General features: G+C 68.9%; 20 protein-coding genes. 6 read left to right on the forward strand and 14 right to left on the reverse strand.

What is annotated here, in order from left to right; translation table 11 throughout:
* Window positions 1–4 precede the first annotated feature (4 nt).
* On the reverse strand, window positions 5–1,180 hold the full coding sequence (locus tag ACIA12_RS06080; RefSeq protein ID WP_396365690.1) for a GAF domain-containing protein: 1,176 nt from the start codon (window positions 1,178–1,180) through the stop codon (window positions 5–7).
* A 115-nt stretch (window positions 1,181–1,295) separates the two neighbouring features.
* Entirely contained in the window at window positions 1,296–2,102 is an 807-nt protein-coding gene (locus ACIA12_RS06085) for an ArsR/SmtB family transcription factor (RefSeq protein ID WP_396365691.1), read from the reverse strand.
* Between the two features lie 103 nt (window positions 2,103–2,205).
* On the opposite strand from ACIA12_RS06085, the gene ACIA12_RS06090 reads away from it, so the two are divergent.
* From ACIA12_RS06090 to ACIA12_RS06105, 4 genes are read left to right on the forward strand one after another with little or no spacing between them, the layout of a single operon-like run.
* The gene (locus tag ACIA12_RS06090) at window positions 2,206–3,741 is read left to right on the forward strand and encodes an SDR family oxidoreductase (RefSeq protein WP_396365692.1); all 1,536 of its coding nucleotides are present in this window, start codon (window positions 2,206–2,208) and stop codon (window positions 3,739–3,741) included.
* 21 nt (window positions 3,742–3,762) lie between these two features.
* Complete coding sequence (locus ACIA12_RS06095) at window positions 3,763–4,560, forward strand: GNAT family N-acetyltransferase (RefSeq protein WP_396365693.1); 798 nt, start codon at window positions 3,763–3,765, stop codon at window positions 4,558–4,560.
* A 13-nt stretch (window positions 4,561–4,573) separates the two neighbouring features.
* Entirely contained in the window at window positions 4,574–5,326 is a 753-nt protein-coding gene (locus tag ACIA12_RS06100) for an SDR family oxidoreductase (protein WP_396365694.1), read from the forward strand.
* Between the two features lie 3 nt (window positions 5,327–5,329).
* Window positions 5,330–6,055, forward strand: coding sequence for a MerR family transcriptional regulator (locus ACIA12_RS06105; RefSeq protein ID WP_396365695.1), 726 nt, complete (start codon window positions 5,330–5,332; stop codon window positions 6,053–6,055).
* Here the strand turns inward: ACIA12_RS06105 and ACIA12_RS06110 are convergent.
* A complete protein-coding gene (locus tag ACIA12_RS06110) occupies window positions 6,038–7,591 on the reverse strand; it encodes an adenylate/guanylate cyclase domain-containing protein (RefSeq protein ID WP_396365696.1) in 1,554 nt (517 codons plus the stop codon). The genes ACIA12_RS06105 and ACIA12_RS06110 overlap by 18 nt on opposite strands.
* Window positions 7,592–7,734: 143 nt before the next feature.
* On the opposite strand from ACIA12_RS06110, the gene ACIA12_RS06115 reads away from it, so the two are divergent.
* The gene (locus tag ACIA12_RS06115) at window positions 7,735–9,507 is read left to right on the forward strand and encodes a M1 family metallopeptidase (RefSeq protein ID WP_396365697.1); all 1,773 of its coding nucleotides are present in this window, start codon (window positions 7,735–7,737) and stop codon (window positions 9,505–9,507) included.
* A gap of 144 nt (window positions 9,508–9,651) precedes the next feature.
* Window positions 9,652–10,332, forward strand: coding sequence for a GntR family transcriptional regulator (locus ACIA12_RS06120; protein ID WP_396365698.1), 681 nt, complete (start codon window positions 9,652–9,654; stop codon window positions 10,330–10,332).
* 124 nt (window positions 10,333–10,456) lie between these two features.
* Here ACIA12_RS06120 and ACIA12_RS06125 read toward each other — a convergent pair whose 3' ends face one another.
* The 11 genes from ACIA12_RS06125 to ACIA12_RS06175 all read right to left on the reverse strand — a co-directional run bounded on the left by ACIA12_RS06125 (window position 10,457) and on the right by ACIA12_RS06175 (window position 25,833).
* Window positions 10,457–12,226 carry a gamma-glutamyltransferase family protein gene (locus ACIA12_RS06125; RefSeq protein ID WP_396365699.1) on the reverse strand — a complete coding sequence of 590 codons (1,770 nt, stop codon included), beginning with the start codon at window positions 12,224–12,226 and terminating at the stop codon, window positions 10,457–10,459.
* Entirely contained in the window at window positions 12,223–13,338 is a 1,116-nt protein-coding gene (locus ACIA12_RS06130) for an ABC transporter ATP-binding protein (RefSeq protein ID WP_396365700.1), read from the reverse strand. The genes ACIA12_RS06125 and ACIA12_RS06130 overlap by 4 nt, the downstream gene beginning before the upstream one ends.
* The gene (locus ACIA12_RS06135; protein WP_396365701.1) at window positions 13,335–14,294 is read right to left on the reverse strand and encodes an ABC transporter ATP-binding protein; all 960 of its coding nucleotides are present in this window, start codon (window positions 14,292–14,294) and stop codon (window positions 13,335–13,337) included. The genes ACIA12_RS06130 and ACIA12_RS06135 overlap by 4 nt, the downstream gene beginning before the upstream one ends.
* A complete protein-coding gene (locus ACIA12_RS06140) occupies window positions 14,291–15,172 on the reverse strand; it encodes an ABC transporter permease (protein ID WP_396365702.1) in 882 nt (293 codons plus the stop codon). The genes ACIA12_RS06135 and ACIA12_RS06140 overlap by 4 nt, the downstream gene beginning before the upstream one ends.
* A complete protein-coding gene (locus ACIA12_RS06145; protein WP_396365703.1) occupies window positions 15,172–16,125 on the reverse strand; it encodes an ABC transporter permease in 954 nt (317 codons plus the stop codon). Before ACIA12_RS06145 ends, ACIA12_RS06140 begins: the two co-directional genes overlap by 1 nt.
* Window positions 16,126–16,192: 67 nt before the next feature.
* Complete coding sequence (locus ACIA12_RS06150; protein WP_396365704.1) at window positions 16,193–17,893, reverse strand: ABC transporter substrate-binding protein; 1,701 nt, start codon at window positions 17,891–17,893, stop codon at window positions 16,193–16,195.
* 212 nt (window positions 17,894–18,105) lie between these two features.
* Window positions 18,106–19,005, reverse strand: coding sequence for a hypothetical protein (locus tag ACIA12_RS06155; RefSeq protein WP_396365705.1), 900 nt, complete (start codon window positions 19,003–19,005; stop codon window positions 18,106–18,108).
* Window positions 19,002–19,496, reverse strand: coding sequence for a SigE family RNA polymerase sigma factor (locus ACIA12_RS06160; RefSeq protein WP_396365706.1), 495 nt, complete (start codon window positions 19,494–19,496; stop codon window positions 19,002–19,004). Before ACIA12_RS06160 ends, ACIA12_RS06155 begins: the two co-directional genes overlap by 4 nt.
* A 101-nt stretch (window positions 19,497–19,597) precedes the next feature.
* The gene (locus ACIA12_RS06165; protein WP_396365707.1) at window positions 19,598–20,836 is read right to left on the reverse strand and encodes an SWIM zinc finger family protein; all 1,239 of its coding nucleotides are present in this window, start codon (window positions 20,834–20,836) and stop codon (window positions 19,598–19,600) included.
* A complete protein-coding gene (locus tag ACIA12_RS06170; protein WP_396365708.1) occupies window positions 20,833–23,904 on the reverse strand; it encodes an SNF2-related protein in 3,072 nt (1,023 codons plus the stop codon). Before ACIA12_RS06170 ends, ACIA12_RS06165 begins: the two co-directional genes overlap by 4 nt.
* A 54-nt stretch (window positions 23,905–23,958) precedes the next feature.
* Complete coding sequence (locus ACIA12_RS06175) at window positions 23,959–25,833, reverse strand: ABC transporter ATP-binding protein (protein WP_396365709.1); 1,875 nt, start codon at window positions 25,831–25,833, stop codon at window positions 23,959–23,961.
* Window positions 25,834–25,936 lie beyond the last annotated feature (103 nt).

Genomic DNA, 25,936 nt, shown 5'->3' on the forward strand with positions numbered 1-25,936 from the left:
GCCTTCACCCCTCGGCCTGGTCCAGTCCGTAGTCGGAGCGCAGACGGCGCACTTCGGACTGGGCCGCCGGCCACAACGGCGACGCGGGGGACATCAGCATCAGCTGGCGTTCCCACGCGGCCAGGTCGTTGACTCCGGTGTACGAGCGGGTCCACGCGGCGACCAGGTCGACGTCGTACGTCTGCAGGACCGCGTCACGAATCTGATGCTCGAGCCGGTTGCGCGCAGCCGTTACACCGGGCGCTTCGGACTGCGGCAGTAGCGGTCCGGCGTACCGGCGCAGGGCTGACGACAGCAGGTGCGAGTCGAGGTCATCGGCCAGTTCGAGCCAGTCGGCGGAAATGTCCGGATGCAGCCGGTACGGCCGCGATCGAACCACGTCGGCGCCGAGCAAGGCGCGCAGACGGGTGACCTCGCCCCGGAGTGACGAACGATGGTCCTCTTCGCCGTAGAGCGCGTCCGACAGTTCGTCGGCGGTCAGGCCCTCGGGGTGTTCGGCCAGCAGTACGACGATGTCGCTGTGCCGCCGGCTGAGGCGCAGGTCGCGGCCGTCGATGCGTACCTCGGCGTCCGGCCGGGCCAGCGCCGAGATCCGCATTCGGCGGCCGGAGTCGCCCCGGACCTTGCGAAGCGTCATCAACCGGCCGAGCTCGGCCTCGGCCATCCGGGCCGCCGCCCTGACCAGCGCGAGCGACTGTGGCGAGCTGGCGTCGGCGTTGCCGGTGATGTCGACGACGCCGAGCACGCGCTGCGTCTCCGGGTCGTAGATGGGCGCAGCCGCACACGACCAGGGCTGCACCAGCAGGGTGAAATGCTCCGCGGACCGGATCTGGACCGGCCCCGAAACCTCCAACGAGGTGCCGAGAGCGTTGGTACCGACCTGGCGCTCCGCCCACCAAGCCCCCTCGCTGAAGTGGATGCTGTCCGCCGCGCGAACCGCCTCGGGCCGACCGCACACCCACAGCAGCCGGCCATCGCTGTCGCCGACGGCCATCACGTAGTCGCTGTCCTCGGCGGCGCGGCCCAGTACGTCGTACAGCAGCGGGAAGACCGCGGAGAGTGGATGTTCAGCCCGGTACGCCGCAAGCTCGTCGGCCTGGAAGGCGAACGGCGCCGCCACGTCGGAGTCCAGCCCGGCCGCGATCGACCGGCCCCACGAATCCGCGACAAGGCCGCGCACGTGCCGGTCCCCACTCTCGAGAAACTCCCCGTGTCGGCGATGCAGCCACCGGTCGACGGAATCCACCCCTCCAGAGAACTGCCGAACTCCCCGAAAGTCCAGCACCGACCTCCGCTCAGCTGACGGGCTGGAAGGCGGGGGACTCGGCGAAGGACTTGAGGTCGGAGATGAGTTTGGTCCAGCCGTCTTCGATCATGGCTCGGATGGCGCTGCCGGGCTCGAAGCCGGTGTGGATGACGGTCAGTTTGACCTGGTCGCCATCGGGCTCGAGTTCGAAGCTTGCTCGGGACAGGGGCTCGGCGCTGGTCCGCGCGAACAGGTCGTCGTCCATGTCGGTGGCCTGGGCGAACTCGGGGGTGATGTGGTGCCAGGTGAAGGCGAAGCGCCGGTACGGGTCGTACTCGAGCACCTCCTGGCCGGGGCCGGACATGGTGACGTCGCCCATCACCCAGTCGATGGGGGAGCCGACCTTCCAGTCGGTGCGGTGTTGCACACCCCAGTACTGCTGGGTGAAAACCGGATCGGTGAGGGCCTGCCAAAGTCGCTCGGGTGTGGTCTTGATGTAGGTCGTGTAGACGAAGTCGTTGTCGCTCACTGGTGGTGTCTCCAATGCTGTCTTGAGGTCGGCGAACAGCTGGACCCGCCGCCGGTCGTACTGGTTGATCCAGCGGTCCGCGATGGCGTTGATCGGCTCGGCGTTCAGGTGGTGCAACTTCTCCCGGCCGCGCCGGACGGTGGTGACGAGGTTCGCGCTCTCCAGTACGGCGAGATGCTTGCTGACCGATTGCCGGGCCATCGACAGCCCCGCGCACAGCTCGCTCAGGGTCTGTCCGTTGCGCTCGTTCAGGCTGTCCAGCAACTGCCGCCGGCTCGGATCGGCCAGCGCCCGGAACACCTCGTCGTCCATCACCACTCCGTTCATGCAGCCAGTTGGCTGCATAACGACCATAGGCAGCCGCCAGGCTGCATGTCAAACTTGTGCGGCACAGCATGATCCAGAGCCGGCCGGGCACCGAACGACTCATATGGATACGAACAAGCTCGTCCTCGTCACAGGCGTCACCGGGTACATCGGCGGCCGGCTCGTGCCCGAGCTGCTCAAAGCCGGCTACCGGGTGCGCGCGATGGCCCGCAATCCGCGCCGGCTCCGGGACCGCGACTGGTACGACGAGGTCGAGGTGGTCGAGGCCGACGCGGGCGATCGCCATCAACTCGACGCGGCGCTGGAAGGCGTCGACGTCGCGTACTACCTGATCCATGCCCTCGGCACCGGCAAGCGTTTCGAGTCCCGGGACCGTCATACCGCGCTGACCTTCGGAGCCGCCGCCCGAGACGCCGGCGTCCAAAGGATCGTCTATCTCGGCGGCCTCTACCCGCAGGGCGAGGAGCTCTCGCCACATCTCGATTCGCGTCGCGAGGTCGGCGCGATCCTGCTCGCGTCAGGCGTACCGACAACCGTCCTGCGCGCCGCGGTGATCATCGGCTCGGGCTCGGCGTCCTTCGAGATGCTCCGGTACCTGACCGACCGACTGCCCGTGATGGTCACCCCGCGCTGGCTGCACACCAGGATCCAGCCGATCGCAGTACGCGATGTCCTCCTGTACCTCGTCGGCAGCGCCGAGATGCCCGCGACCGTCAGCCGAGGCTTCGACATCGGCGGTCCGGACGTACTGACGTATCGCGACATGATGCAGCGGTACGCCGCAGTCGCCCACCTCACCAGCAGGCGGATCATCACCCTCCCGCTGCTCACCCCCTCGCTGTCCAGCCACTGGGTCGGCCTGGTGACACCCGTGCCGAACAGCATCGCCCGACCCCTCGTCGACAGCCTCATCCACGAGGTGGTCTGCAAGGAACACGACATCGACCAGCACGTCGCCGATCCCCCGAGCGGCCTGCTCGGCTTCGACCGTGCCGTCGAACTCGCGCTCAAGCGAGTCCAGGACCTCGACGTCACGACCAGCTGGGCCTCGGCGTCCACCCCGGGCGCCCCGAGCGATCCGTTGCCGGGCGACCCGGACTGGTCCGGTGGTTCCCTGTACGTCGACGAGCGGGAGAGCGCGATCTCGACGACGCCTGAGGAACTCTGGTCGGTGATCGAGGGCATCGGCGGCGGCAACGGCTGGTACTCCTGGCGGCTCGGCTGGTGGGCCAGAGGCGTCCTCGACCGCGTCTTCGGCGGCCCGGGGCTGCGTCGCGGCCGCCGAAACCCGAACGACCTGTCCGTCGGCGACCCGCTCGACTGGTGGCGGGTGGAGGAGATCGAGGACGTCAAGCTGCTCCGGCTGCGCGCCGAGATGCGGTTGCCGGGGCTCGCCTGGCTGGAGTTGGTCGTCGACACCGACGACGAGAACCGGACGGTGTTCCGGCAGAGAGCGCTCTTCCATCCGCACGGACTGCCCGGACACCTGTACTGGTGGGCGATCAAGCCCTTCCACGGCATCGTCTTCGGCGGCATGCAACGCAACATCGCCGCGGCGGCCCAGAGCAGTGGACCCCAGAGCAGTGGACCCCAGAGCAGTGGGAGCCCGAGGTGGCGGCCGTCGCGCAAATCGTCTTGACGTCACCCCGACGATGGTGAGGTGGACATCCCGATCTCCAACCTCGGCTACCGCACCGACCTGATGTTGCTCGAGCTGAGCGGCAGCGAACTGACCGACCAGGGCGACTACGTCGTGGTCCGGACCCCGGCCAACCCGGGCTTCTGGTGGGGCAACTACCTGCTCTTCCGGACGCCGTTCGGGCCAGGTGACCTCGTCAAGCGGCAAGAGATCTTCAAGAGTGAGTTCCCCGACGCGGAGCACCTCGCCCTCGGCCTGGACACAACCGACGGAACGGTCGGCAGCGTTGAGGAGATCAGCGCCGCGGGCCTCAAGCTCGACCCCAGCACCGTGATGAGCGCGAAGGCCGTTCGACCGCCGGCCCGGCCGAACACGACTTCGCAGTACCGGACTCTCAGCAGCGATGACGACTGGGAGCAGCAGGTCACGCTCTCCCTGACGGCCGCGACGATGGAGATCGACGACGACTACCTCGTGTTCAACCGGCGGCGGGTCGAGGCGGAACGCGCTCTCTGGGAGGCCGGCCACGGGCAGTGGTTCGGCGCCTTCGACGGGGATCGCTTGCAGGCTTCGTTGGGCTTGGCGACGGACGGCTCGGGCGTGGCTCGTTTCCAGAATGTCCAGACCCATCCCGATGACCGCGGACAGGGACTCGCGAGCACGCTGGTCCACCAGGCTTCGCGGCACGGGTTCGACGAGGTGGGGGCGCACACGCTGGTGATGGTCGCCGATCCGGAGTACCTGGCGATCCGGATCTATCGGTCGTTGGGGTTCAGCGACAACGAAGTACAGGTGGCGGTGTTCAGACCGCCTGCGTGAAAGGCTGGGCGGCATGACTGAGACAGCAGCGCGCCGCGGTACGGCGTTGGTGACCGGTGGGAGTCGTGGGATCGGAGCGGCGGCGGCGATCGCGCTGGCGACAGACGGTTGGGATGTCGGAATCAGCTACCGCACACGGTCCGAAGAGGCCGCGCAGGTGGTGGCGGCTTGCGAGAAGGCCGGGCGGCGCGCGTACGCCGTACAGGCTGACGTCGCTGAGCCGGAGCAGATCGAGGCGCTCTTCGATGCGGTGACCGGCGAGCTGGGTGCAATAGGTGCCGTGGTCAACAATGCGGGCATCGTGTCGCCGAGTGGGCGGGTGGCCGACTACGACGTCGAGCGGTTGGAGCGGGTCTTCCGGATCAACACGATCGGGGCGTTCCTCGTCGCGGGCGCGGCGGTACGCCGGATGTCGACCGTGGCCGGTGGTGCTGGGGGAGTCATCATCAACGTGTCGTCGCGAGGTGCCGTGCTGGGGTCGGCGGGCGAGTACGTCGACTATGCGAGCAGCAAGGCGGCGGTCGACACGATGACGATCGGGCTGGCCAACGAGGTCGCGAAGGAAGGCATCCGGGTGCTCGGGATCCGGCCCGGGCTGATCGAGACCGACATTCACGAGGAAGGCCGGCTCGAGCGGATCGGCGGTACGCCGCCGCTGGGCCGGCCGGGCAGGGTCGAGGAGGTCGCCGAGCTGATCGCGTTCCTCGCCTCGGATCGCGCGTCGTACATGACCGGCTCGATGGTCGACGTGGCGGGCGGGCGCTGACCGATGGCGTTGCGACCGGTCGACCTGGCGCGCCGGGCCGGCATCTCGACGCAGCTGGTGCGGAACTACGAGACGGCCGGGATCCTGCCCGAGGTGCCGCGGAGTGAGTCGGGCTACCGGCAGTACGACGAGGTGCATCTGCAGGCGATGCTGACGTTTCGGGCGCTGGTGCCTGGCTTCGGGCATGAGACCTCCACGCGGATCATGCAGGCCGTTCACGCGGGGGATCAGGCGCTCGCGTTCCGGTTGATCGATGCGAGCCATGCCGGGTTGCATGAGCAGCGGCTCGCGACGGACGTGGCGAGCGAGGCGCTGGGGGAGGCGGCTGAGCAGTTCCTGGACGGCGTACCGGTGGTGAACGGACCGGATCTGCTGGTGGGGGAGTTGGCGGCGCAGCTTGGCGTGCGGACGTCGACATTGCGGGTGTGGGAGGCGGCGGAGTTGCTGATGCCGGTGCGGGAGGCGGGGACGAAGTACCGGCGGTATGGTCCGGTGCAGGTGAGGGATGCGCGGATCATCGCGATGCTGCGGCGGGGGCGGTACGGGTTCGACCAGATCCGGCCGGTGCTGGATGGACTGCGGCAGACCGGGAGCGCTGAGGCGTTGCGTGCGGCGGTCGCGGAGAGGCGCGCGGCGCACGATCGACGGACCCGAGCCATGTTGCACGGCGCCGCCCTGCTGCATGAGTACTTAGGTGTGAATGCTGAGCATCTAGGTGGGAATCGCTAGCCGGGTTGGGCGGTTACGGCCGCGGACGGTCACTTCCTCGCCGGCTTTCCACTGGACGGCTTCGGCCGGAGCCGCCTCGTCGACGGCGGCCATTGAGGCAAGCAAGCGGCCGGGGACGGCTTTGGCCAGTTCGGTCAGCCGGGCCGCCTCGTTCACCGGATCGCCGATGACCGTGTACTCGTGGCGGCGTACATCCCCCACAGTGCCGGCCACGACCGTGCCGGCGGTGACGCCGATCCCGGCCGTTGCCTCAGGCAACTCCCGAGCCAACCGCCGGGCCAGCGCGCGACCGGCTTGGAGAGCGCTCCCTGCGGGGTCGAGCAGCTCGGCCGGCGCGCCGAAGACGGCCAGCACCGCGTCGCCGGCGAACTTGTTGACGAAGCCACCTTGGCGATCCACCTCGTCGACCACGATCTCGAAGAACCTGTTCAGCAACGCGACGACCTCGCCAGGCGGGCGGACCGCCGCCAGCTCGGTCGAGCCCACCAGATCCACGAACAGCACCGCGACGAAGCGTTCCTCGCCGCCGAGCGCATCACTGGCCAACGCTTCCCGGACGACGTCGGGCCCGACGTACCGGCCGAAGAGATCGCGGATCCGCTCCCGCTCACGAAGGCCGGCCGCCATCCGGTTGAACCCGGCCTGCAGTGAGCCGAGCTCCGTACCGTCGAAGACCGGGATGTGCACGTTCAGCTCCCCGTCGCCGATCACCGTCAGCGCGTTCCGCACCGACCGTACCGGCGCGACCACCGACCTGGCGGTCAGGAACGTGAGGAAGCCGCCACAGGTCAGCACAACGGTGCCGAGGGCAAGGATGATGACCGCCAGCCGGGTCGGCGAGACGTCGCCGTCGATCAGGGCGAGCACCGCGGTGAGCATCAGCCCGAGCACCGGTACGCCGGAACCGACCGCCCAGAAGAACAGCGTCCGCGCCTTCAGACCCGCCGCGAGCAGGCGTTTGGGTGGTGCCTGGTCGGCCAGTGCCCGGGCGGCGATCGGCCGGAGCGTGAACTCGGACAGCAGATACGCGACCGTGCAGGTGACGATTCCGCCGTCGACGATGGTCACCAGCACCCGGAGCACGCCCTCTGGTTGCAGCGCGAGGGTCAGCCCGGTGAAGAAGATCGTGGCCAGGAACCAGAGCCCGGCCTCCACCAGGGTCAGCCGCAGCGGGAGCTGGAGCGTGGCGATCTGCTCCCGGCGGGTGGCCGGCCGGTCCTCGAGGACCCACGCGGTGGTCCGGACGGCGAGCCGGGCGCTGAGCACCACCCCGACGGCCAGCGCGACGACGAAGTACGCAGGGACCGCGATCGCCCGGACCAGCCTCAGCTCGTCGTTGGCCGGCGGACCCGGCAGGACGAAGACGGCCAGCACGAAGACGACCGAGGCGCCGACGATGCTGGTACCGATGCAGAAGATGCTCAGCAGGACCTGGGCGCGGATCCGCAGCAGCCGTGGTGACTGACCGGCCGGCCCGAGCAGCCACGATCCGAACGGCTTCCGCTGCAGTACGAGCTCGGGCCGTCCCTGCGCCATCCTGTCCCCATTTCGCTGGTCCAGCAGGGGTTCCCCGTCTGAACCGGTTTTGGCACGGTGCTGCCCGTGGCCCTAATCGGCCGCGTCATCGGGCCTTTCCGTGGGTAATGTCCTGCGAACGACATTCTGCCTCGGGAGCCCCTGTGAGCCACGATCGCCACTCCTACGCCGAACCGGCGTTGGTGCGCACCACCCACCTCGCGCTGGACCTCGACCTGGACTTCACCGCCAAGGTGCTGTCCGGTACGGCCACGCACACGCTCGCCTGGAGTGGCCCGGGCGATCGGCTGGTCCTGGATACGCGGGATCTGACCGTCCTCGCGGTGGAGGGCGCGGTCGAGGGAGGCTGGGAGCCGCTCGAGTACAGCCTGGCGGTCCCGGACAGCGAGCTGGGCTCGGCGCTGACGATCCGGACCGGGCAGCACGAGCAGGTTCGGGTGAGCTACCGGACGGCGCCGACAGCGACCGGGCTGCAGTGGCTGGAGCCGGCGATGACCGCGGGCGGCGTGATGCCGTTCATGTTCAGCCAGTCCCAGCACATCCACGCCCGCAGCTGGGTCCCGGTCCAGGACACCCCGAGCGTGCGATTCAGCTACTCCGCGCACATCACGGCCCCGCCCGAGCTGATGGTCCTGATGAGCGCCGACAACGGCACGGAGTCGCGCCGGATCGGCTCGTACGACGTGGTGATGCCGGAGCCGATTCCGTCGTACCTGCTGGCGATCGCCGCGGGCGACCTGGTGTTCGAGCCGATCGGCACCCGGACGGGTGTCTGGGCGGAGCCGGAGATGGCCAAGCGGGCGGCGACCGAGTTCGCCGACATCGAGGAGATGATGCGCGTCACCGAGGCGGTCTTCGGACCGTACCGGTGGGGCCGCTACGACATCCTGGTACTGCCGCCCTCCTTCCCGTACGGCGGGATGGAGAACCCGCGGATGACGTTTGCGACCCCGACCGTGGTGATCGGGGACAAGTCGCTGGTCAACGTTGTCGCGCACGAGCTCGCGCACAGCTGGTCGGGCAACCTGGTCACCCAGGACAGCTGGGACGACATCTGGCTCAACGAGGGCTTCACGGCGTACGTCGAGTACCGGATCGTCGAGGCCGTGTACGGCACTGAGCTGGCCGTGATGGAGACGGCGATCAAGCAGCATGCGACCGTAGTGAAGCTGGATCCGCTCTCCGCGGCGGAGCAGGCCGCCGAGCTGCCGGGGCTCAACCACCGGTCGCAGTACCACGGCACGACCGGGCTCGGGCCGCTCAAGGGCTGCTGGTTCCTGACCTGGCTGGAGGAGCGGTTCACGCGGGAGATCTTCGACCCCTTCCTGCGCGGGTACTTCGATCGCTTCGCGTTCCAGAGCATCAACTCCGACGACTTCGTCGAGCATCTGCAGGAGCAGTTGCTGGCCAAGCACCCGGGTGTGGTGACGGCTGCGGAGATCGCGGCCTGGCTGGACGAGCCGGGCATCCCTGCCTTCGCCGAGAGAGCGATCTCTGCGCGGTTCGAGATCGTCGACGAGTCGCGTGCGCGCTGGCTCGCGACCGGCGAGCTGCCTGACGGCGCCAAGCACTGGACGACGCAGGAGTGGCTGCGGTTCCTCGACGCCGCGCCGGACGTGCTGACGGCGGAGCAGTTGCGGCAGCTCGATCGGGAGTTCGATCTCACCGGTACCGCGAACGGCGAGATCGCCCGTCGCTGGTACGCGATCGTTGCCGCGAGCACCTACACGCCGGCGTACGGCGAACTGGCCGCCTTCCTGACCCGGGTGGGCCGGATGAAGCTGGTGCTGCCCGTCTACAAGGCGCTGGTACGGACCGAGGACGGCCGGGAGTTCGCGAGTCAGGTGTTCGAGACCGCGCGGCCCGGTTATCACCCGATCACCACCGCGGCGGTGCTCAAGATCCTCAAGCGCTGACGCTTCGCGGGCTACCGTCCGAAGCATGTCGATCGAGCTCGACCGTCGTCGGGGTGGAGATACCGATGATCGGGGTTGCGGGGTGCTGGAGCTGTCGGCGGGTAGGGTGCTGCGGAACCAGGTGCGGCCAGAGGGGAGTTCGGGGTGGATCAGCGGTACGGGGGAGAGGCGATGGCGCGGACGATCGGTGGCGATCACCTTGCGCTCAGGGATCAGGTGCTCGCCGAGTTGCGGCGGCGGATCGTCGACGGTGACTACGCGCAGGGTGAGCGGCTGACCGAGAACCGGTTGGCCGACGACTTCGGGGTGTCCCGCAATCCGGTGCGTGAGGCGCTGCGGGTGGTCGAGACCGAGGGGTTCGTGGAGATCCTGCCCCGGCGTGGTGCCGTGGTGGCGACGCTCGACGAGACGGCGATCCGGGATCTGTTCGCCGTACGGGAGCAGCTCGAGACGCTCGCGGCCGGGCTGGCGGCTGAGCGGGCGACCGAGGAGGACGTGGCTCGGCTGCGGAAGCTGCTGGACGACGCTAGCGCCGCGACGGAGGCAGAGGACTTCGATCAGGTCGCTGAGCTGAACAGTGCGCTGCACCTCGCAGTGATCGAGATCAGCGGCAACCGGTGGCTGGCGTCGCTGTCCGCGGCCATGTACCACCACGTGCACTGGGTCTTCCGCCTCGGCGCCGCCCAGCGCGCTCCGCACTCGTGGAAAGAACACATCCGCGTAGTAGACGCCATCGCCGCCGGCGACCGGGCCGCCGCAACAGCAGCAGCCCGCGACCACGTAGAAGCCGCAGCCCATGCCGCCCTGGCAGGACCGACCGCCTAGCGGACCGCTCCGCAGGCTGGGCCCCGCCCGAAGCACCGGTCCGCCCCGAGCCCAACCGGGCACGTCCGCCCTGCCCCGAAGCGGGCGCATCCGCTCGCCCTGCCCTCAAGCGGCTGACGCAGCGTTAGCGGCCGGTGGCGTAGCCCTGCATTCCTCGGGGGTTGGCTGCTGCGGCTAGTACGCCGTCTGGGGTGCGGGAGACGGCGCAGAGGCGGCCGAGGCTCCAGGGGTCCGACTCGACGACCTGGTGGCCCTTGCTGATCAATGCGTCGCGGACCACCGGGCCCAGACGGCTCTCCAGCGTCAGGTTGCCCGGTACTGCGCCGCGCGGGTAGAACGACGACGGGAACGCAGTGGTGTGCCAAGCAGGCGCATCGATCGCCTCCTGCAGATCCTGCCCGCCCGCTAGATGACGCAGGAGGAACAGCAGTTGCCACTGGTCCTGCTGGTCGCCACCGGGTGACCCACAGGCCAGTACCGGCGCGCCGTCCCGTAGTACCAGCGTCGGCGTGAGCGTAGTCCGCGGCCGCAGCCCAGGAGCGAGCGACGACGCCAACCCCTCCTCCAGCCAGAACATCTGCAACCGGCTCCCCAGACAGAACCCCAGCTCAGGAATCGTCGGAGACGACTGCAACCACCCACCGCTCGGGGTAGCCGAGATGACATTGCCCCACTGGTCGATCACATCGACATGGCACGTGTCCCCGCGAGTAACCCCATCCGGCGCCACAGTCGGCTCCCCAGTACTCGCGTCCCCCTCAACCCCCGCCACGAGCGCAGGCAGCCGCGGTACCCGCCCATCCGGGCTACCCGGCCGCATCTCGTACGACGCGGCTGCGCCGACCAACGCCGCCCGCTCGGCCGCATACCCCGGCGACAGCAGCGTCTTGAGCGGTACGTCGACGCCATCGCCGTACCAGGCCTCCCGATCCGCATAGGACAGCTTGGTGATCTCCGTCGTCGTGTGGACGGCCTCCGCACTCGTCAGATCAAGCGCCGACGGGTCGCCCAGCTCGGCCAGGACAGCGAGCGACTGCAGCAGCGCCGGCCCCTGACCCCACGGGCCGGTCTTGGCGACCGTGTGCCCGTGCCAGTCGAAGGTGGCCGGTTCCTCCCAGCTCGCCTCGTACGACGCCACGTCGTCACCCGTGATCAGCCCGGCGTGGTCCTCACCGCTCGAATCGCGGTGCGGCAGCCGCGAGAACCGGTCGATCGCCTCGGCGATGAACCCTTGGCGCCACGTAGTACGGGCCCGCTCGAGCTGCGCGACCCGGTCCGCACCGGCCTCCTCGGCCGCGATGACCAGTCGCTCGAGCGTGTCGGCGTACGCCGGATTGCGGAACAACTCGTTGGCGCGCGGCGCCTCGCCACCCTGCAACCACAGCTCGGCAGACGTCGGCCAGTGCTCCGTGAACAGCTCCCGCACGGTATTGACCGTGTCGCCCACTCGAGCGAGCACGGGGTGCCCGTTGCGGGCATACCCGATCGCTGGTTCCAGTACCGTCCGGAGCGGCAGTGAGCCGTGGTCTCGGAGCAGTAGCAACCAGGCGTCGACAGCACCCGGTACTGCGGCCGCCAGCGGCCCGGAGCCCGGGATGAGCGACAACCCGAGCCCCTTGAAGTGTTCGATCGTGGCGCCCGCCGGAGCCACTCCCTGCCCGCACAGCACCCGTGGAGTCGGGTCGGCCGCGGTAGCGATGATCGCCGGTACCTCACCACCAGGGCCGTTGAGGTGCGGCTCCACGACGTGCAGCACGAACCCGGCGGCCGCGGCTGCGTCGAAGGCGTTGCCGCCGAGCTCCAGCAGCCGCATGGCGGACTGCGACGCCAGCCAGTGCGTGGACGAGACCATCCCGAACGTGCCGCGCAGAGTGGGCCGGGTGGTGAAGGTCATCGAGCAACTCCTCTAGTGGTGTCTGCTTGATCGCGTACGTCGGGTCCGCTGCCATCGTCGCCGACCAGGTGACAGGCGACTCGGTGTCCACCCTCTCCGATCACCCTGGACTCCGGTACGACGGTGCTGCACTTGTCGATCGCCACCGGACAGCGCGTGTGGAACCGGCAGCCGGCGGGCGGGTCTATAGCCGACGGTAGGTCGTCCCCCAGCAGCACCGGTCGCCGCGCCCGCTGGGTGGACGGATCGGGCACGGGAGCCGCCGACAGCAGCGCCTGGGTGTACGGATGAGCCGGTACGCCGAAGATGCGCTCCCGCGGCCCCTGCTCGACCAGCTGCCCCAGGTACATCACCGCTACCTCGTCCGCCAGGTACTCGACTGCCGACAGGTCATGGGTGATGAACAGGCAGGCGAACCCCAGGTCCCGTTGCAGGTCAGCCAACAGGTTGAGCACCGACGCCTGCACCGACACATCCAGCGCACTGGTCGGCTCATCAGCCACCAGCAACCGAGGCGACGAGATCAACGCCCGAGCAATACTCACCCGCTGCCGCTGCCCCCCAGACAACTCATGCGGCGCCCGCTGAGCCACCTCCCCCCTCAACCCAACCCGCCGAAGCGCATCGGCGACTGCAGCGTTGATGTCGCCCCGCCGGGCCCCGGCCGCCTCGCCGCCCCCGGCTGCGGGCAGCCGGCTGGGACCTGCGTCGGCGACTGCGGCGCGCTGCTCGCTGGAGCCGGCCGGGTCGGCGGCGCGACCTCGGCGGTTGCGCCGCATGAGGCGGAGGGGCTCGCCGACGATGTCTCCTACGGTCAAGCGGGGGTCGAGGGAGCCGGCGGGGTCTTGGAAGACTATTGAGACGTTGCGGCGGTGCGGGCGGAGTTGGCGGCGGTTGAGGTGGGTGATGTCGGCGTCGGCGAGCCGGACGGTGCCTTCGGTCGGTTCGAGCAGCCGGACGATGCAGCGGCCGACCGTGGACTTCCCGGAGCCGCTCTCCCCGACCAGCGCGACGACCGACCCCTTCGGGATCCGCAGCGAGACCCCGTCGACAGCACGAACCGGCCCGAAGTGCATCACCAAGTTCTCAAGCTCCAGCGCGTACTCGGTCATCTGCCCTCCGGATTCCAGCAGGCCACACCAGCGGTCAGCACGGGTTGCTGAGCCCGGCAGACGTCAACAACCCGCGGACACCGGTCCGCAAAGGTACAAGCGTCCGGCTGCTCGGCCAGCACCGGTACCAACCCAGGGATCTCGTTGAGCCGATCAGTCCCCGCATGCCGCCCAGCCGACGGCGACGCACCCAGAAGCCCAGCTGTATAAGGGTGTTGAGGCTTCGCAAACAGCTCATGTACTTCCGCAGTCTCGACCACCCGTCCCGCGTACATGACCGCCACCCGATCAGCCAGATCGGCGACCACCCCCAGGTCATGCGTGATCAACACGACGCTCGTGCCGAGCCGTTCCCGCAGCGCCCGCAGCACATCGAGAATCCCCGCCTGGATCGTCACATCGAGCGCGGTGGTCGGCTCGTCCGCGATCAGCACCTTGGGATCGCACGCGACCGCCATGGCGATCATCACCCGCTGCCGCATCCCACCGGACAGCTGATGCGGATAATCGTCGACCCGCCGCTCCGCCGACGAGATCCCGACCAGCTTCAGCAACTCGACCGCCCGCTTGCGAGCAGCCTGCTTGGACAGCCCGATGTGGATCCGCAGCACCTCGCTGATCTGGTACCCGACCGTGAACACCGGATTCAGCGACGTCATCGGCTCCTGGAAGATGTACGCCACCTCCCGCCCGCGGATCGACCGAAGCGTCCGCTTGTCCGCACCGATCAACTCCACGCCGTCCAGCCGCACCGAGCCTTCCACGGAAGCCGACCGGGGGAGCAGCCCGGCCAAACTCATCGCCGTCACGCTCTTGCCACAGCCAGACTCGCCGACGATCGCCAGCACCTCGCCGTCGGTGACCTGCAGGTTGACGTGATCGACGGCCGACAGCGGACCGTCCTCGGTGCGGAAGGTGACCGAGAGATCCTTGACCTCGAGCACGGACCCGGTCATCGACGGCTCGCCTTCGGATCGAGGGCATCGCGCAGGCTGTCGCCGACGATGTTGAACGCGAGCGTCAGCAGCATGATCGCCACACCCGGCATCACCGCGGCCCAAGGCGCCCGGGTCGCGAACTGCTGCGCGTCGGACAGCATCGTGCCCAGGCTCGGCGCCGGCGGCTGGATCCCCAGACCCAGGAACGAGAGCACCGCTTCGCCCAAGATCGCCGCCGGGATCGCCACGGTCGCCTGGACGATGATCACCGAGGCCGCGTTCGGCAGGATGTGCCGGCCGAGCACCCAGACATCTCCGGCGCCGTCGACGATCGCGGCAGAAACGAAGTCCAGAGATTTCAGCCGCAGCGTTTCCGACCGGACGATCCGGATGACGCCGGGGATCTGAGCGATCCCGATCGCGATCGCGGCGTTCCCGAGGCTCGCGCCCCGGATCGCGGCCAGGCCGACCGCGAGGATCAGGAACGGAAACGCGAGGACGAGATCGGTGAACCGTGAGATCAGCGCGTCGATCGCCCGGAAGTACCCAGCCATCAGGCCGAGCGGTACGCCGATCAGCAGCGAGGTCGCGACCGCGAGCAACCCGACGTGGAGGGAAGCGCGCAGTCCGAACATGATCCGGGACAACACATCGCGGCCGAGATCGTCCGTGCCGAGTAGGTATCCCGCGGTACCCGGTGGCGCGAAGGCCCGGTCCAGATGCGTCAGCGTTGGCTCGTGGGGTGCGAGCCACGGCGCGAAGGCGGCGGCCAGCACGGCGATCGCGAGGACGACGAGGCCGGCGATCGCGAGTGGGTTGCGGAGCATCCGGCGGACCACCTTGCGGCGACGGGAGGTGACCGGGGCGGTGGTGATGGTGGTGTCGGCAACGGCCATCAGGCTTCACCTCGCACCCGGATGCGCGGGTCGATGACGGAGTACAGGAGATCGACCAGGAGGTTGATCACGATGTACGCCGTCGCGGTGACCAGTACCACCGCTTGGATCACGGGGTAGTCGCGCTGGAAGACGGCGTCGACGGTGAGCTTGCCGAAGCCGGGGAGGGCGAAGATGCGCTCGGTCACGACGGCGCCGGAGATCAGGGCGCCTAGCTGGAGGCCGACGATCGTGACGACCACGATCAGGCTGTTGCGGAGTGCGTGGTGGCCGATCACGGCTCGCGGTGGCAGGCCTTTGGCTTCGGCGGTGCGGATGTAGTCGGCGGAGAGCGCGTCCAGCATCGACGATCGGGTCTGGCGCATGATCACCGCCGCCAGCCCGGTACCGAGGATGAGCGCGGGCAGAACGAGGTGGTGGAGGTTGTCGATCGGGTTGTCGAAGAACGGTACGAAGCCGGAGGCGGGGAACAGGCCGAGGGCAACCGACAGGTACAGGATCGCCATCAGGCCGAGCCAGAAGTTGGGGACCGACAAGCCCAGCAGGGCAAGGGCATTGGCTGCCCATTCCGCGGGACGACCGCGGCGTACGGCGGCGACCACGCCGGCGCCGACTCCGAGCAGGGCGGCGACGAAGATCGCGAGGGCGGAGAGCTCGATCGTGACGGGGAGAGCGCTGGAGAGCATCGAGGTCACGCTCTCTCCCGTTCTGATCGAGCGGCCGAGATCGCCGCGCGCCGCGTGGCTGACGAACTGCCAGAACTGAACGAGCATGGAGTCGTCCAGACCATATTGCTCCCGGATCGCCCGCAACGACTCCGGATCACGATCTTCTCCGGCCAGCGCGAGCGCCGGATCTCCCGGCAGCGCACGCACCCCGAGAAACACGACGATCGTTGCCAGCAGCAAGGTCACCAGCGACTGCCAGAGCCGGCCGACCAGGTACCGCTTCATGCCTCGAACTCCTCGCCGAGCAGGCGCACGGCGAGATCCGGCTCCAGGAGGGGCGTCGGCGGCCGGGTCACTTGGCGTAGCCCGCGAAGGCTGTCCTGATGACGCCGTCGGGGAAGGTCTGGACCCCGAGGACCTTCTTGGTGACGCCGGTCAGGTTGCGCTGGCGGTAGAGGTAGATCAGCGGGTCGTCCTGCTGGAGCTTGGTGACGACTTGCCCGTAGAGCTGGACCCGCTGTGCCTGGTCCTTGGACTGCCGCGCGTCGGTGAGCAGCTTGTCGACCTCCGGACTGTTGTAGCCGGCAACGTTCTGGCTGCCCTCGGAGCCGACGAAGTTGAAGATGTTCGCATCCGGATCGACCCGCCCCGACCAACCGAGCTGCAACAGCTCGAAGTCGCCACGGTCCTGCTGGTCGAGCAGCGACGCGTACTCGACCGGCTTGATCACCAGGTCGAATCCACCCTCCTTCACCATCGCCTGCAACGCCTGCGCCAGCCGCAGACTGTCGGGGTTGTTCGAGGTGATCATCGAGACCTTGTACGGAGTGGCGACGCCCGCCTGCTTCAGCAGATCCTTCGCCTTCGCCGTGTCGTGCGGCGGACACTTCTGCGCGGCATCCGAGCTGAACTCGCTCTTCGGCGAGATCGGCGAACAGGCGACCGTGTTCAACCCGTTGAAGATCGACTTGACCAGCGCCTCCCGGTCGATCGACGCCTCCAGCGCCTGCCGGACGCGCGGGTCCTTGGCGATCGGGGTGTCGAGCTGCTTGGTCGGATTGCCGATGCCGTCGGCGTTGCCGATGTTGATCGTCAGCCCTTGATAGCCGAGCGACTGGGACTGCAGCACAGTCAGGCTGCTGTCCTTCTGCAGGGTCGGCGCGTCCTGGCTCGACAACGAGTCGGCGACCTGGGCATCACCCGAGCGGAGGTTCGCCGAGCGGATGCTCGAGTCGGTGATGATCCGGTACTCGATCGCGTCCAGGTGGACCTTGGCGGCGTCGTAGTACAGCGGATCCCTGACGACCTTGATCGAGTTCTGCGCGACCCGGCTGGCAAACTTGAACGGGCCGACGCAGACCGGCGCGGTGGAGAAGTTGGCGCCGAGCTTGTTCACCGCAGTGGGGCTGAGGACCATGCCGGCCCGGTCGGCGAGTGCCGCGGTGAGTGGGGCGAACGGCTTGGACAGCTTGATGACGACGGTCTTCGCATCCGGCGTCTCGATCGAGCTGATCGGGCCGAGTTCGCTCTTGCGGCCCGAAGCGGGCAGCGTCAGGCCGCGGTTGATCGACAGCTTCACCGCGGCCGAGTCGAGCGTGGTGCCGTCGGCGAACTTCACGCCTTCGCGCAGCGGGATGGTGAGGCTGAGGCCGTCGGGGGAGACGGTCGGCAACGCGGTGGCGAGCTGCGGCACGATCTTCGCGTCCGGGCCGAGGTCATACAGCTTCTCGCACATGGTGTGGAAGACGTACCGCGAGTAGAGGCTGCGCGACAGGGTCGGGTCGAGCTTGTCCGGGTCGGCCGAGAGCGCGACGGTCAGCGTGCCGCCGTTCTTCACCGCGGCCGGATCCGCCGGATCACCGAAGACATCCTGACCAGTACTGCCGTTCTGTCCACTCGGTTGCTCGGCGGCCGGCTCCACCGGTGAGCACGCGGCTCCGACGATCGCCAGCGCGATCACCCCGACCACAGCGCCGGAGCGTGCGGTGAGGCTGAGCGGGCGGCGGATGAACGAACTGGAGCGGTTCAGAGACGACGGGGTTCGACGGGGCATTTCGTCCTCCCGGTAGGAGCGGTTCCGTCGACTGTTTCATGTATACAAGGCACCTGCGCAAGCGATTCGGCGAGTTCAGGGAAAACCTTTAACCGTGAACCGAGGTCCTGCGTTGCCGGATGACAGACCGTGCCCGTCGGTACGGGGAGTCACAAACACGGCCCCCGCCTCGACCGGTGCGATCGAGGCGGGGGCCGTACGGGGGGCTGTGATCAGTCGCTGATCTTGAACTTCGCCGAGGTCACCTGCTCGGCCAGTTGCTGGGTGGTGAAGACCGGCTGCGTCAGCGGCGATTTGCCCGGGAGGTCGGTCTTCTTGGCCTGGGCGAGGAACACGACGGTCCCGTCGTCGTACCGGTAGGCAGCGGTCTGGTCGTAGTCGCTGCCCTTCCCGCCCGTCACCACGCCGACCTTCTTGCCGTCGACGTCCACGACGGCGCAGGTACCGGTCGAGCCCCAGAACGTCAGCGCCAGCTTGCACGGGCTGGTCGCCGGCTTCCCATTGGGCGTGGTCGACATGACCAGCAGCCGACCGACCCGGTTGTCTTTCTGCACCGGGATGGTGGCCATGTACTCCCAGTAGTCCTGCTCCCCGTCGGCCGACGCATATTGGGCCTGGGGCCATCTAGCCGAGCGACCGTCCGGGTACTTCAGGTTCGGCGTGGTGAACCCCGCCGGTACCGATGAGCTCAGGTCTGCCATCAGTGCCCCGACCCGGACGGCGCGTGGACCCGCGCTCGCCGTGCGGTCGGTCTGGCCCTCAGGCCACGGGTCGCCGGTCTTGCGGGTGGTCGGTGCTGACGGCAAAACGGTGGAGCCTGACTTCGGCGTCGGTACGACGGAGGTTGCCGTCGTCGGCACTGCCTGCGAGGGGGTGCCCCCGCCTGCCACCATCGGGCCGGTCGACCCGTTGTCACCCAGGTTCGCGATCAGGGTGGGACCGGCCACGGCGCCGACGGTCAGCGTCACGACGGCGGCCCCGGCCCACGCCACCCTGCGCCGCTTGCGCACCCGGCGACCCTGGTTGAGAGCGTGTGCGGGATCCATCGACTCCGCTGGGGTGCTGCGCACGATCACGTCGTGCATCGCCTCTTTGAGATCCTCTTCGTTCATCGAACTTTCTCCCCTTCAAGCAGACTCCGCAGCGTCGCCAGTCCGCGGGCGGCCTGACTCTTGACATTTCCGGTCGAGCAATCGAGCAGAGCGGCCGTCTGTTCGACGGACTGGTCCTCCCAGTACCGCAGGACCAGCACGGCGCGTTGCTTCGGCGGCACCTTCACCAGCGCCTCCATCAGCACCAGCCGCTCCTCGGTGAGCTCGGCCGGCGGCGCGGCCCGATCACCCGCTTCAGACCCGACCGACTCGTGCCGGAACCACGCCCGGCGCCGCTCGGACAAGAACGTCCGTACCAGCGTCTGCCTGGTGTAGTTGTCCATCGACTCGCGCTGTTCGATCCGGCGCCAGGCCAGATAGATCTTCGTGAACGTCTGCTGCACGAGGTCTTCGGCCCGATGCCAGTCGCCGCACAGCAGGAACGCCGTGCCGCGCATGGCGCCGGAACGCGCCGTGAAGTACGCCTCGAATGCGGCGTCCCGATCACTCATCTGTTTCCCCCGATCCTTGATACCGGGTTAGACACGCCTGCGGGGGCGAAGTTGGTTGCATCCCCAGTGAGGACCAACCAATCAGGCGGAGGGGGCAGCCGCTACCAGGTGTCCGGAGGTGCGAGGGCGATGGTGGGGTCGCGGTCGGGTGGGCCGGCGGGATGCCACTCGTCGTCGACCAGCCGGTACGGGTGCCAGCGGCCGCTGTGGTCGAGGCGGGTCTGGCAGCGGACCGATCCTGAGGTGGTGAGGTGGTTGTGGTCGGAGGTGATCGCGATGTCGTCGTCAGCGGCCGCCAGCAACTCGGTGCGGGCGCGGGCGAGGTCACCCGGGTCAGGCGACCAAACGTTTTCCAGGACGTCGAGGGCTGCTGCGCCACCGTACGACCACGCCTGTACGCCGAGAGCTAGCGCGGCCGGCCGGTCCCACGCGGCGGACAGCCGCTCACGGAGTACCGGGTAATCGGCGGCCAGGCGGACGCTGTCCTGCCACTCGTCGAGGAGCCAGGGATCCGGCGCGCCGGAGAGCAGCGCGTTGAGTTGGGCGCGGGCTCGCCTCGCGGCATCGAGGACCAGCAAGGGCAACGCGGCCGGCTCGAGGTCGACGAGTGGCTGGATGCCGCTCACTGCCAGGTCCTCGATCACGAGCTTGGGCGGGAGCGGCGGCGGGTCGGGGAGCTCGCCACCGTGCTTGGCCGCGGCGACCGCAGGTACGCCGTCCTCTTCGGCCGAGGGCTTCGCGACTGCCGGTACGCCGTCCTCTGCAGGCGGGGTGGACGATCGGCGTTGCAGGTCGTCCAGCAGGGTCTCGCGGGAGCGGCCGCGGATCAGGAGCAGGACGAAGGGGTCTCCGTCGAGCAGCCAGCCGGCCTGGTAGCAGAGGGCGGCGGCGTGCTGGCAGGGGAGTTCCCAGCTGTCGCAGGTGCAGGACGGGTCGAGATCACCGATGCCGGGAAGCAGTGCGATGCCGGCGTCGGAGGCGGCGTCGATCAGGTCGTGGGGCATCTCGCCGTCGAGCAACGCCGCGATGTGGCCGGCGCGGGCGGCCACCTGGTCGAGGAACCGCTCCCATTCGCCGTCGTCGAGGCGATCGAGGTGTACGACGGCCTCGTAGGTGTCGTCGGGCGCATAGACAGTGGCCGCGAGGCGTCCCGGGCTGATGGTGATCGTGCCGACCTGCCCGGTGTTCGCCGTACGGCGGCCTTTGCGGAGCTGGCCCAGGTCGAGCGACGTGTCCTCGAGTGCCTGCACCCAGGTGCGTCCCCACCATGACTTCCCGCGCGTACTACGTCCCGCCTGCGCCGGGAAGGCCGGGAACCCGCGCGCCTCCTCGCCGCTCATCGGGCGGCTCGCAGCTCGACCAGGTCGGCGAGTTCGGAGTCGGTGAGCTCGGTCAGGGCGGCCTCCCCAGCCGTCAGTACTGCGTCGGCGAGCGCGCGCTTGCTCTTCAGCATGGCGGCGATCCGGTCCTCGATGGTGCCCTCGGCAATCAACCGGTGAACCTGCACCGGCCGGGTCTGGCCGATCCGGTACGCCCGGTCGGTCGCCTGGTCCTCGACGGCCGGGTTCCACCAGCGGTCGTAGTGGACGACGTGATCGGCCCGGGTGAGGTTGAGCCCGGTGCCGGCCGCCTTGAGCGACAGCAGGAACACCGGTACTTCGCCGGCCTGGAACCGCTCGACCATCTCCTCGCGCTTGCGCACCGGCGTGCCGCCGTGGAGCAGTTGGGTGGCGATGCCGCGGTCGGCGAGGTGGCGTTCGAGCAGCCTTGCCATGGCGACGTACTGGGTGAAGACGAGCACGGCGCCGTCCTCGGCGATGATCGTCTCGAGCAGCTCGTCGAGCAGTTCGAGCTTGCCGGAGCGACCGGCGAGGCGGGCGTCGTCGCCCTCCTTCAGGTACTGCACCGGGTGGTTGCAGATCTGTTTGAGCCCGGTGAGGAGCTTGACGATCAGGCCGCGGCGGGCCATCGCGTCGCTCGCGGCGACTTCGTCGAGCAGCTCGCGGACGGTTGCTTCGTAGAGCACGACTTGCTCGCGGGTGAGGGAGACCGGCTGATCGGTCTCGGTCTTCGGCGGGAGCTCGGGGGCGATACCGGGGTCGGATTTGCGGCGTCTGAGCAGGAACGGCTTGACGAGTTTCGCGAGTCGCTCGGCGACGGCTTCGTCCTTGTCGGCCTCGATCGGCTGCGCCCATTGGGTGCGGAAGACGCTCAGCCGGCCGAGCAACCCTGGGGTTGTCCAGTCGAGGATCGCCCAGAGTTCGGAGAGGTTGTTCTCCACTGGCGTGCCGGTGAGGGCGACTCGGGCACGCGCCGGGACGGTTCGGAGGGCTTTCGCAGTACCGGAGGTTGGGTTCTTGACGTGCTGGGCTTCGTCGGCGACCAGGAGGGCCCAGCGGTGCTGGGACAGTCGGGCGGCATCGCGGCGGAGAGTCCCGTACGTCGTGAGGACGAACCCGTCGTCGGCGCCGTCGAGTGAGCGGCCGGAGCCGTGGAAGCGCAGTACCGGAGTGCCTGGCGCGAATCGCTGCACCTCGCGCTCCCAGTTGCCGAGCAGCGAGGCCGGGCAGACCACGAGGGTCGGGCCGGCGGTGTCGGGGGTGAGCTGGCGGTGGAGATGCAAGGAGATCAGCATGATCGTCTTGCCGAGACCCATGTCGTCGGCGAGGCAGCCGCCGAGGCCGAGGTCGGTCATCCGGGCGAGCCAGCGGAGTCCGCGTAGCTGGTAGTCGCGCAAGGTCGCCTGCAGGGCTGCCGGTGGCTCGATCGGGTCCTGGGAGCGCTCGGGGTCGGCGATCTTGGCGCGGAGCTCGTCGAGCCAGCGGGTCGGGGTGATGGCGATCTGCCGGCCGTCGACCTCGGTGGTGCCGGTCAGGGCGGCGCCGAGGGCGTCGATCGCGGTGACTGGTTTGAGGATGCGCTCGCGGGCCTTGCGGGCGAGCTCGGGGTCGACGAGCATCCACTGGTCGCGGAGGCGGACCACTGGGCGGGTCGCCTCGGCGAGCTGGTCGAGTTCCTCCTCGGTCAGGGGATCGTTGCCGAGAGCAACTTGCCAGCTGAAGTCGAGGGTCTTGCCGCCGCCGAAGAAGCTGGGCATGTCGGACGGTGGGCCGTCGGCGGAGGTGATCGCGGCGCGGGCGGTCAGCTCGCGGCCGAGGCTGCGTGGCCAGTGCAACTCGATGCCCGCCGCGGCCAGTCGATGCGCGCCGGTGGCGAGCAAGCCGGCGACCTCTTCGTCTGCCAGCTCCAGCCGGTCCGGTACGGCGGAGTCCAGCAAGCGGCTCAACGGCGCCCAGACGCGGGCGGCTCGCCGGATCGCGAGCGTGGCATCGATGCGGGCGCGAGGGCCGAAGCCGCTCACGTCCTCCGCCCAGACGTCGGCGGCGTCTCGTACCAGCGTCGGATCCTTCAGGCTGTGCAACTGCACCACAGCCCGGAACCCGAGCGACTCAGGCAGCTCGATCCGCAGCGAGATCCGCACCCCGGTATCGAGCCCCGCCGACACCTCATCAGCCCACCCCCGCAACCGAGCAGCCTGCTGAGGCTGCCGAGCCGCAAACAACCCAGTCCCATGAGCCATCACAGCCCCCGGCGACCGAGGCATCCCATCAGCCACCGCATCAATGAACTGCCGCACCAAGTCCTCCCCAACCGGCACCCGCAACTGCGCTGCAACTGGGGAACGCAAAGTGGAATCCATTGGCACAGAAGGAACGCTGGCGGCGGAGCGCGCCGGCTGGCCGGAGGGCTGAGGCGGGCGCTGATCGGCGCCCGTCGAGGTGGTCGGGCGGGGAGTGGGCTGGTCGGTGGCTGCCGGGCTGGCGGGCTGGGCGTTGGGCTGGCCGACCCCCGCAGGGTCAGCGGGTTGGGGAGTGGGCTGGCCGACCGCTCGGCCGGTGGGTTGGCGGGTTGGCTGGTCGATGCGCGCCGGATCCCGTGGCGAGTCTGGGGTGCGGGGGAGGGGGAGGCAGCGGGCTTCGAAGGGGATGGCTTCTGCCAACTTGAGGATTCGGTCTATGTCGGTGGGGTCGAGGGGGCCGGCTCGCCAGGCGTCGTGGCCGGCGGGGGAGACGCCGGGGAGGAGGCGGCCTCGGGCTACCAGCTGGAGGGCGATCAGGGAGACGGCTCCCCAGAAGGCCGACGCGGGGTGGGCGCCTGGGGTGGTGCGGATGCGGCCGAGGACCGGTACGGCGCGGTCGATCGGCAACTGGATGACTCGGGTAGTACGGGTGGTGAGGGCGTCGCCGTCCCTCACCACCAACTCGTGGGTCGCCTGCTCACCGACGCCGAGCGGCAGGTCGCCTCCTGAGGGGTCCCAGAAGGCGACCGTGCTGTCGCGTGGTGGATCGGCCGGGACGAACACCGCTGCCAAAGCCGCCAGCGCCCCCGCGTGCACATACCCTGCCAAGCCGCGCTCCCTTGCCTGTAGTAGCTGTCGGATCAGGCCGTACTACCAGTTGGATCAGACCGCGACGACCGGAACATCTCCGGCTTGCTCGAATTGTGTCCGGTGCAGTTCCTCGTACCGCCCGCCGGCGGCGAGCAACTCAGTGTGCGTCCCCTGCTCGATGATCTGCCCTGCCTCGATCACCAGAATCTGATCGGCCGCGCGGATCGTGGAGAGCCGGTGCGCGATCACCACCGCCGTCCGCCCCTCGAGTGCCTCCGCCAAAGCAGCCTGTACGGCGGCCTCCGACGTCGAGTCGAGCGCGGCCGTCGCCTCATCCAGGATCACGACCCGCGGCTGCGCCAGCAGCAACCGCGCGATCGTCAACCGCTGCCGCTCACCGCCGGAGAACCGGTAGCCCCGCTCGCCGACGACCGTCTCCAACTGATCGGGCAACGAGTGGATCAAGTCATACAGCCGGGCCCGTCGCAACGCCTCCCAGAAGTCGTCCTCGGACGCCTCGGGATTGGCGAGCAGCAGATTCTCCCGGAGAGAGTCGTGGAACAGATGCCCGTCCTGCGTCACCATCCCGAGCGTGTCCCGCAAGGATTCCGCCGTCAGATCGCGCACATCCACTCCACCGAGCTTCACCGACCCCGAGTCCACGTCGTACAGGCGAGGAATCAGCTGAGCGATCGTCGACTTGCCCGCGCCGGACGACCCGACCAGCGCGACCATCTGCCCCGGCTCGGCCCGGAACGACACTTCGTGCAGTACTTCCTCGCCACCCCGCGTATCGAGCTTCGCCACCTCTTCCAGCGAGGCCAGCGACACCTTGTCCGCGGACGGATAGGCGAACCGAACCTTCGAGAACTCGACCGAGACCGGCCCGGCCGGCACGACCCCCGCGTCCGGCTTGTCCTTGATGAGCGGTTCCAGGTCGAGCACCTCGAAGACCCGGTCGAAGCTGACCAGCGCGGTCATCACCTCGAGCCGCGCGCTCGCCAGCGCGGTCAAGGGGGAGTAGAGCCGGGTCAGCAGCAGCGCCATCGCCACCACGTCACCCGCATCGAGTTGATTGCGCAGCGCGTAGAACCCGCCGAGCCCGTAGACGACCGCCAGCGCGAGCGCCGAGACCAGCGTCAGCGAGGTCACGAACACCCACTGCACCATCGCGGTCCGCACGCCGATGTCCCGCACCCGCCGCGCCCGTACCGCGAACTCGTGCGACTCCCGGGCCGGCCGGCCGAACAGCTTGACCAGAGTCGCGCCCGGCGCCGAGAACCGCTCGGTCATCTGGGTGCTCATCGTCGCGTTGTAGTCGGCCGCCTCGCGTTGCAGCCCGGCCAGCCGCGCTCCGATCCGGCGTGCCGGGATCACGAAGACCGGCAGGATGACGAGCGCGAGCAAGGTGATCTGCCACGAGACCCCGAGCATCACGACCAGCGTCAGCACCAGGGTGACCACGTTGCTGACCACTCCCGACAACGTGTCGCTGAAGGCGCGCTGGGCCCCGATCACGTCGTTGTTGAGCCGCGACACCAGGGCGCCCGTCCGGGTCCGGGTGAAGAAGGCGATCGGCATCTTCTGGATGTGGTCGAAGACAGCCGTCCGCAGGTCGAGGATCAGTCCTTCGCCGATGCCTGCCGACAACCACCTGGTCAGCAGCCCGACGCCCGCCTCGGCGACGGCGATCAGCGCGATCAGGAGCGCGAGCCGAAGTACCAGACCGAACTCCTCGCCGCCGACGATCGCGTTCACCACCTTGCCGGCCAGCACCGGGGTGGCGACCGCGAGGAACGCCGCGCCGACGCTCAGCACCAGGAACAGGATCAACTGGCGCCGATGCGGGCGGGCGAAGGCGAGGATCCGCCGCAGCGTCACCTTCGAGAACGGACGTTTCTCGTCCTGGGCGTGCATGGCGTGGTACATCGAGGTCCACGCGGTCATTTCCATACTCACGGTGTGGCTCCGGTGTCGAGGACTTGAGAAGAACGATGATCCACCTGACCACCGACAGTTCCGAACCGTAGAACCTCAACATTGCTAGAGG

This window comes from Kribbella sp. NPDC051620 (assembly GCF_044453825.1).
Lineage (GTDB): Bacteria > Actinomycetota > Actinomycetes > Propionibacteriales > Kribbellaceae > Kribbella.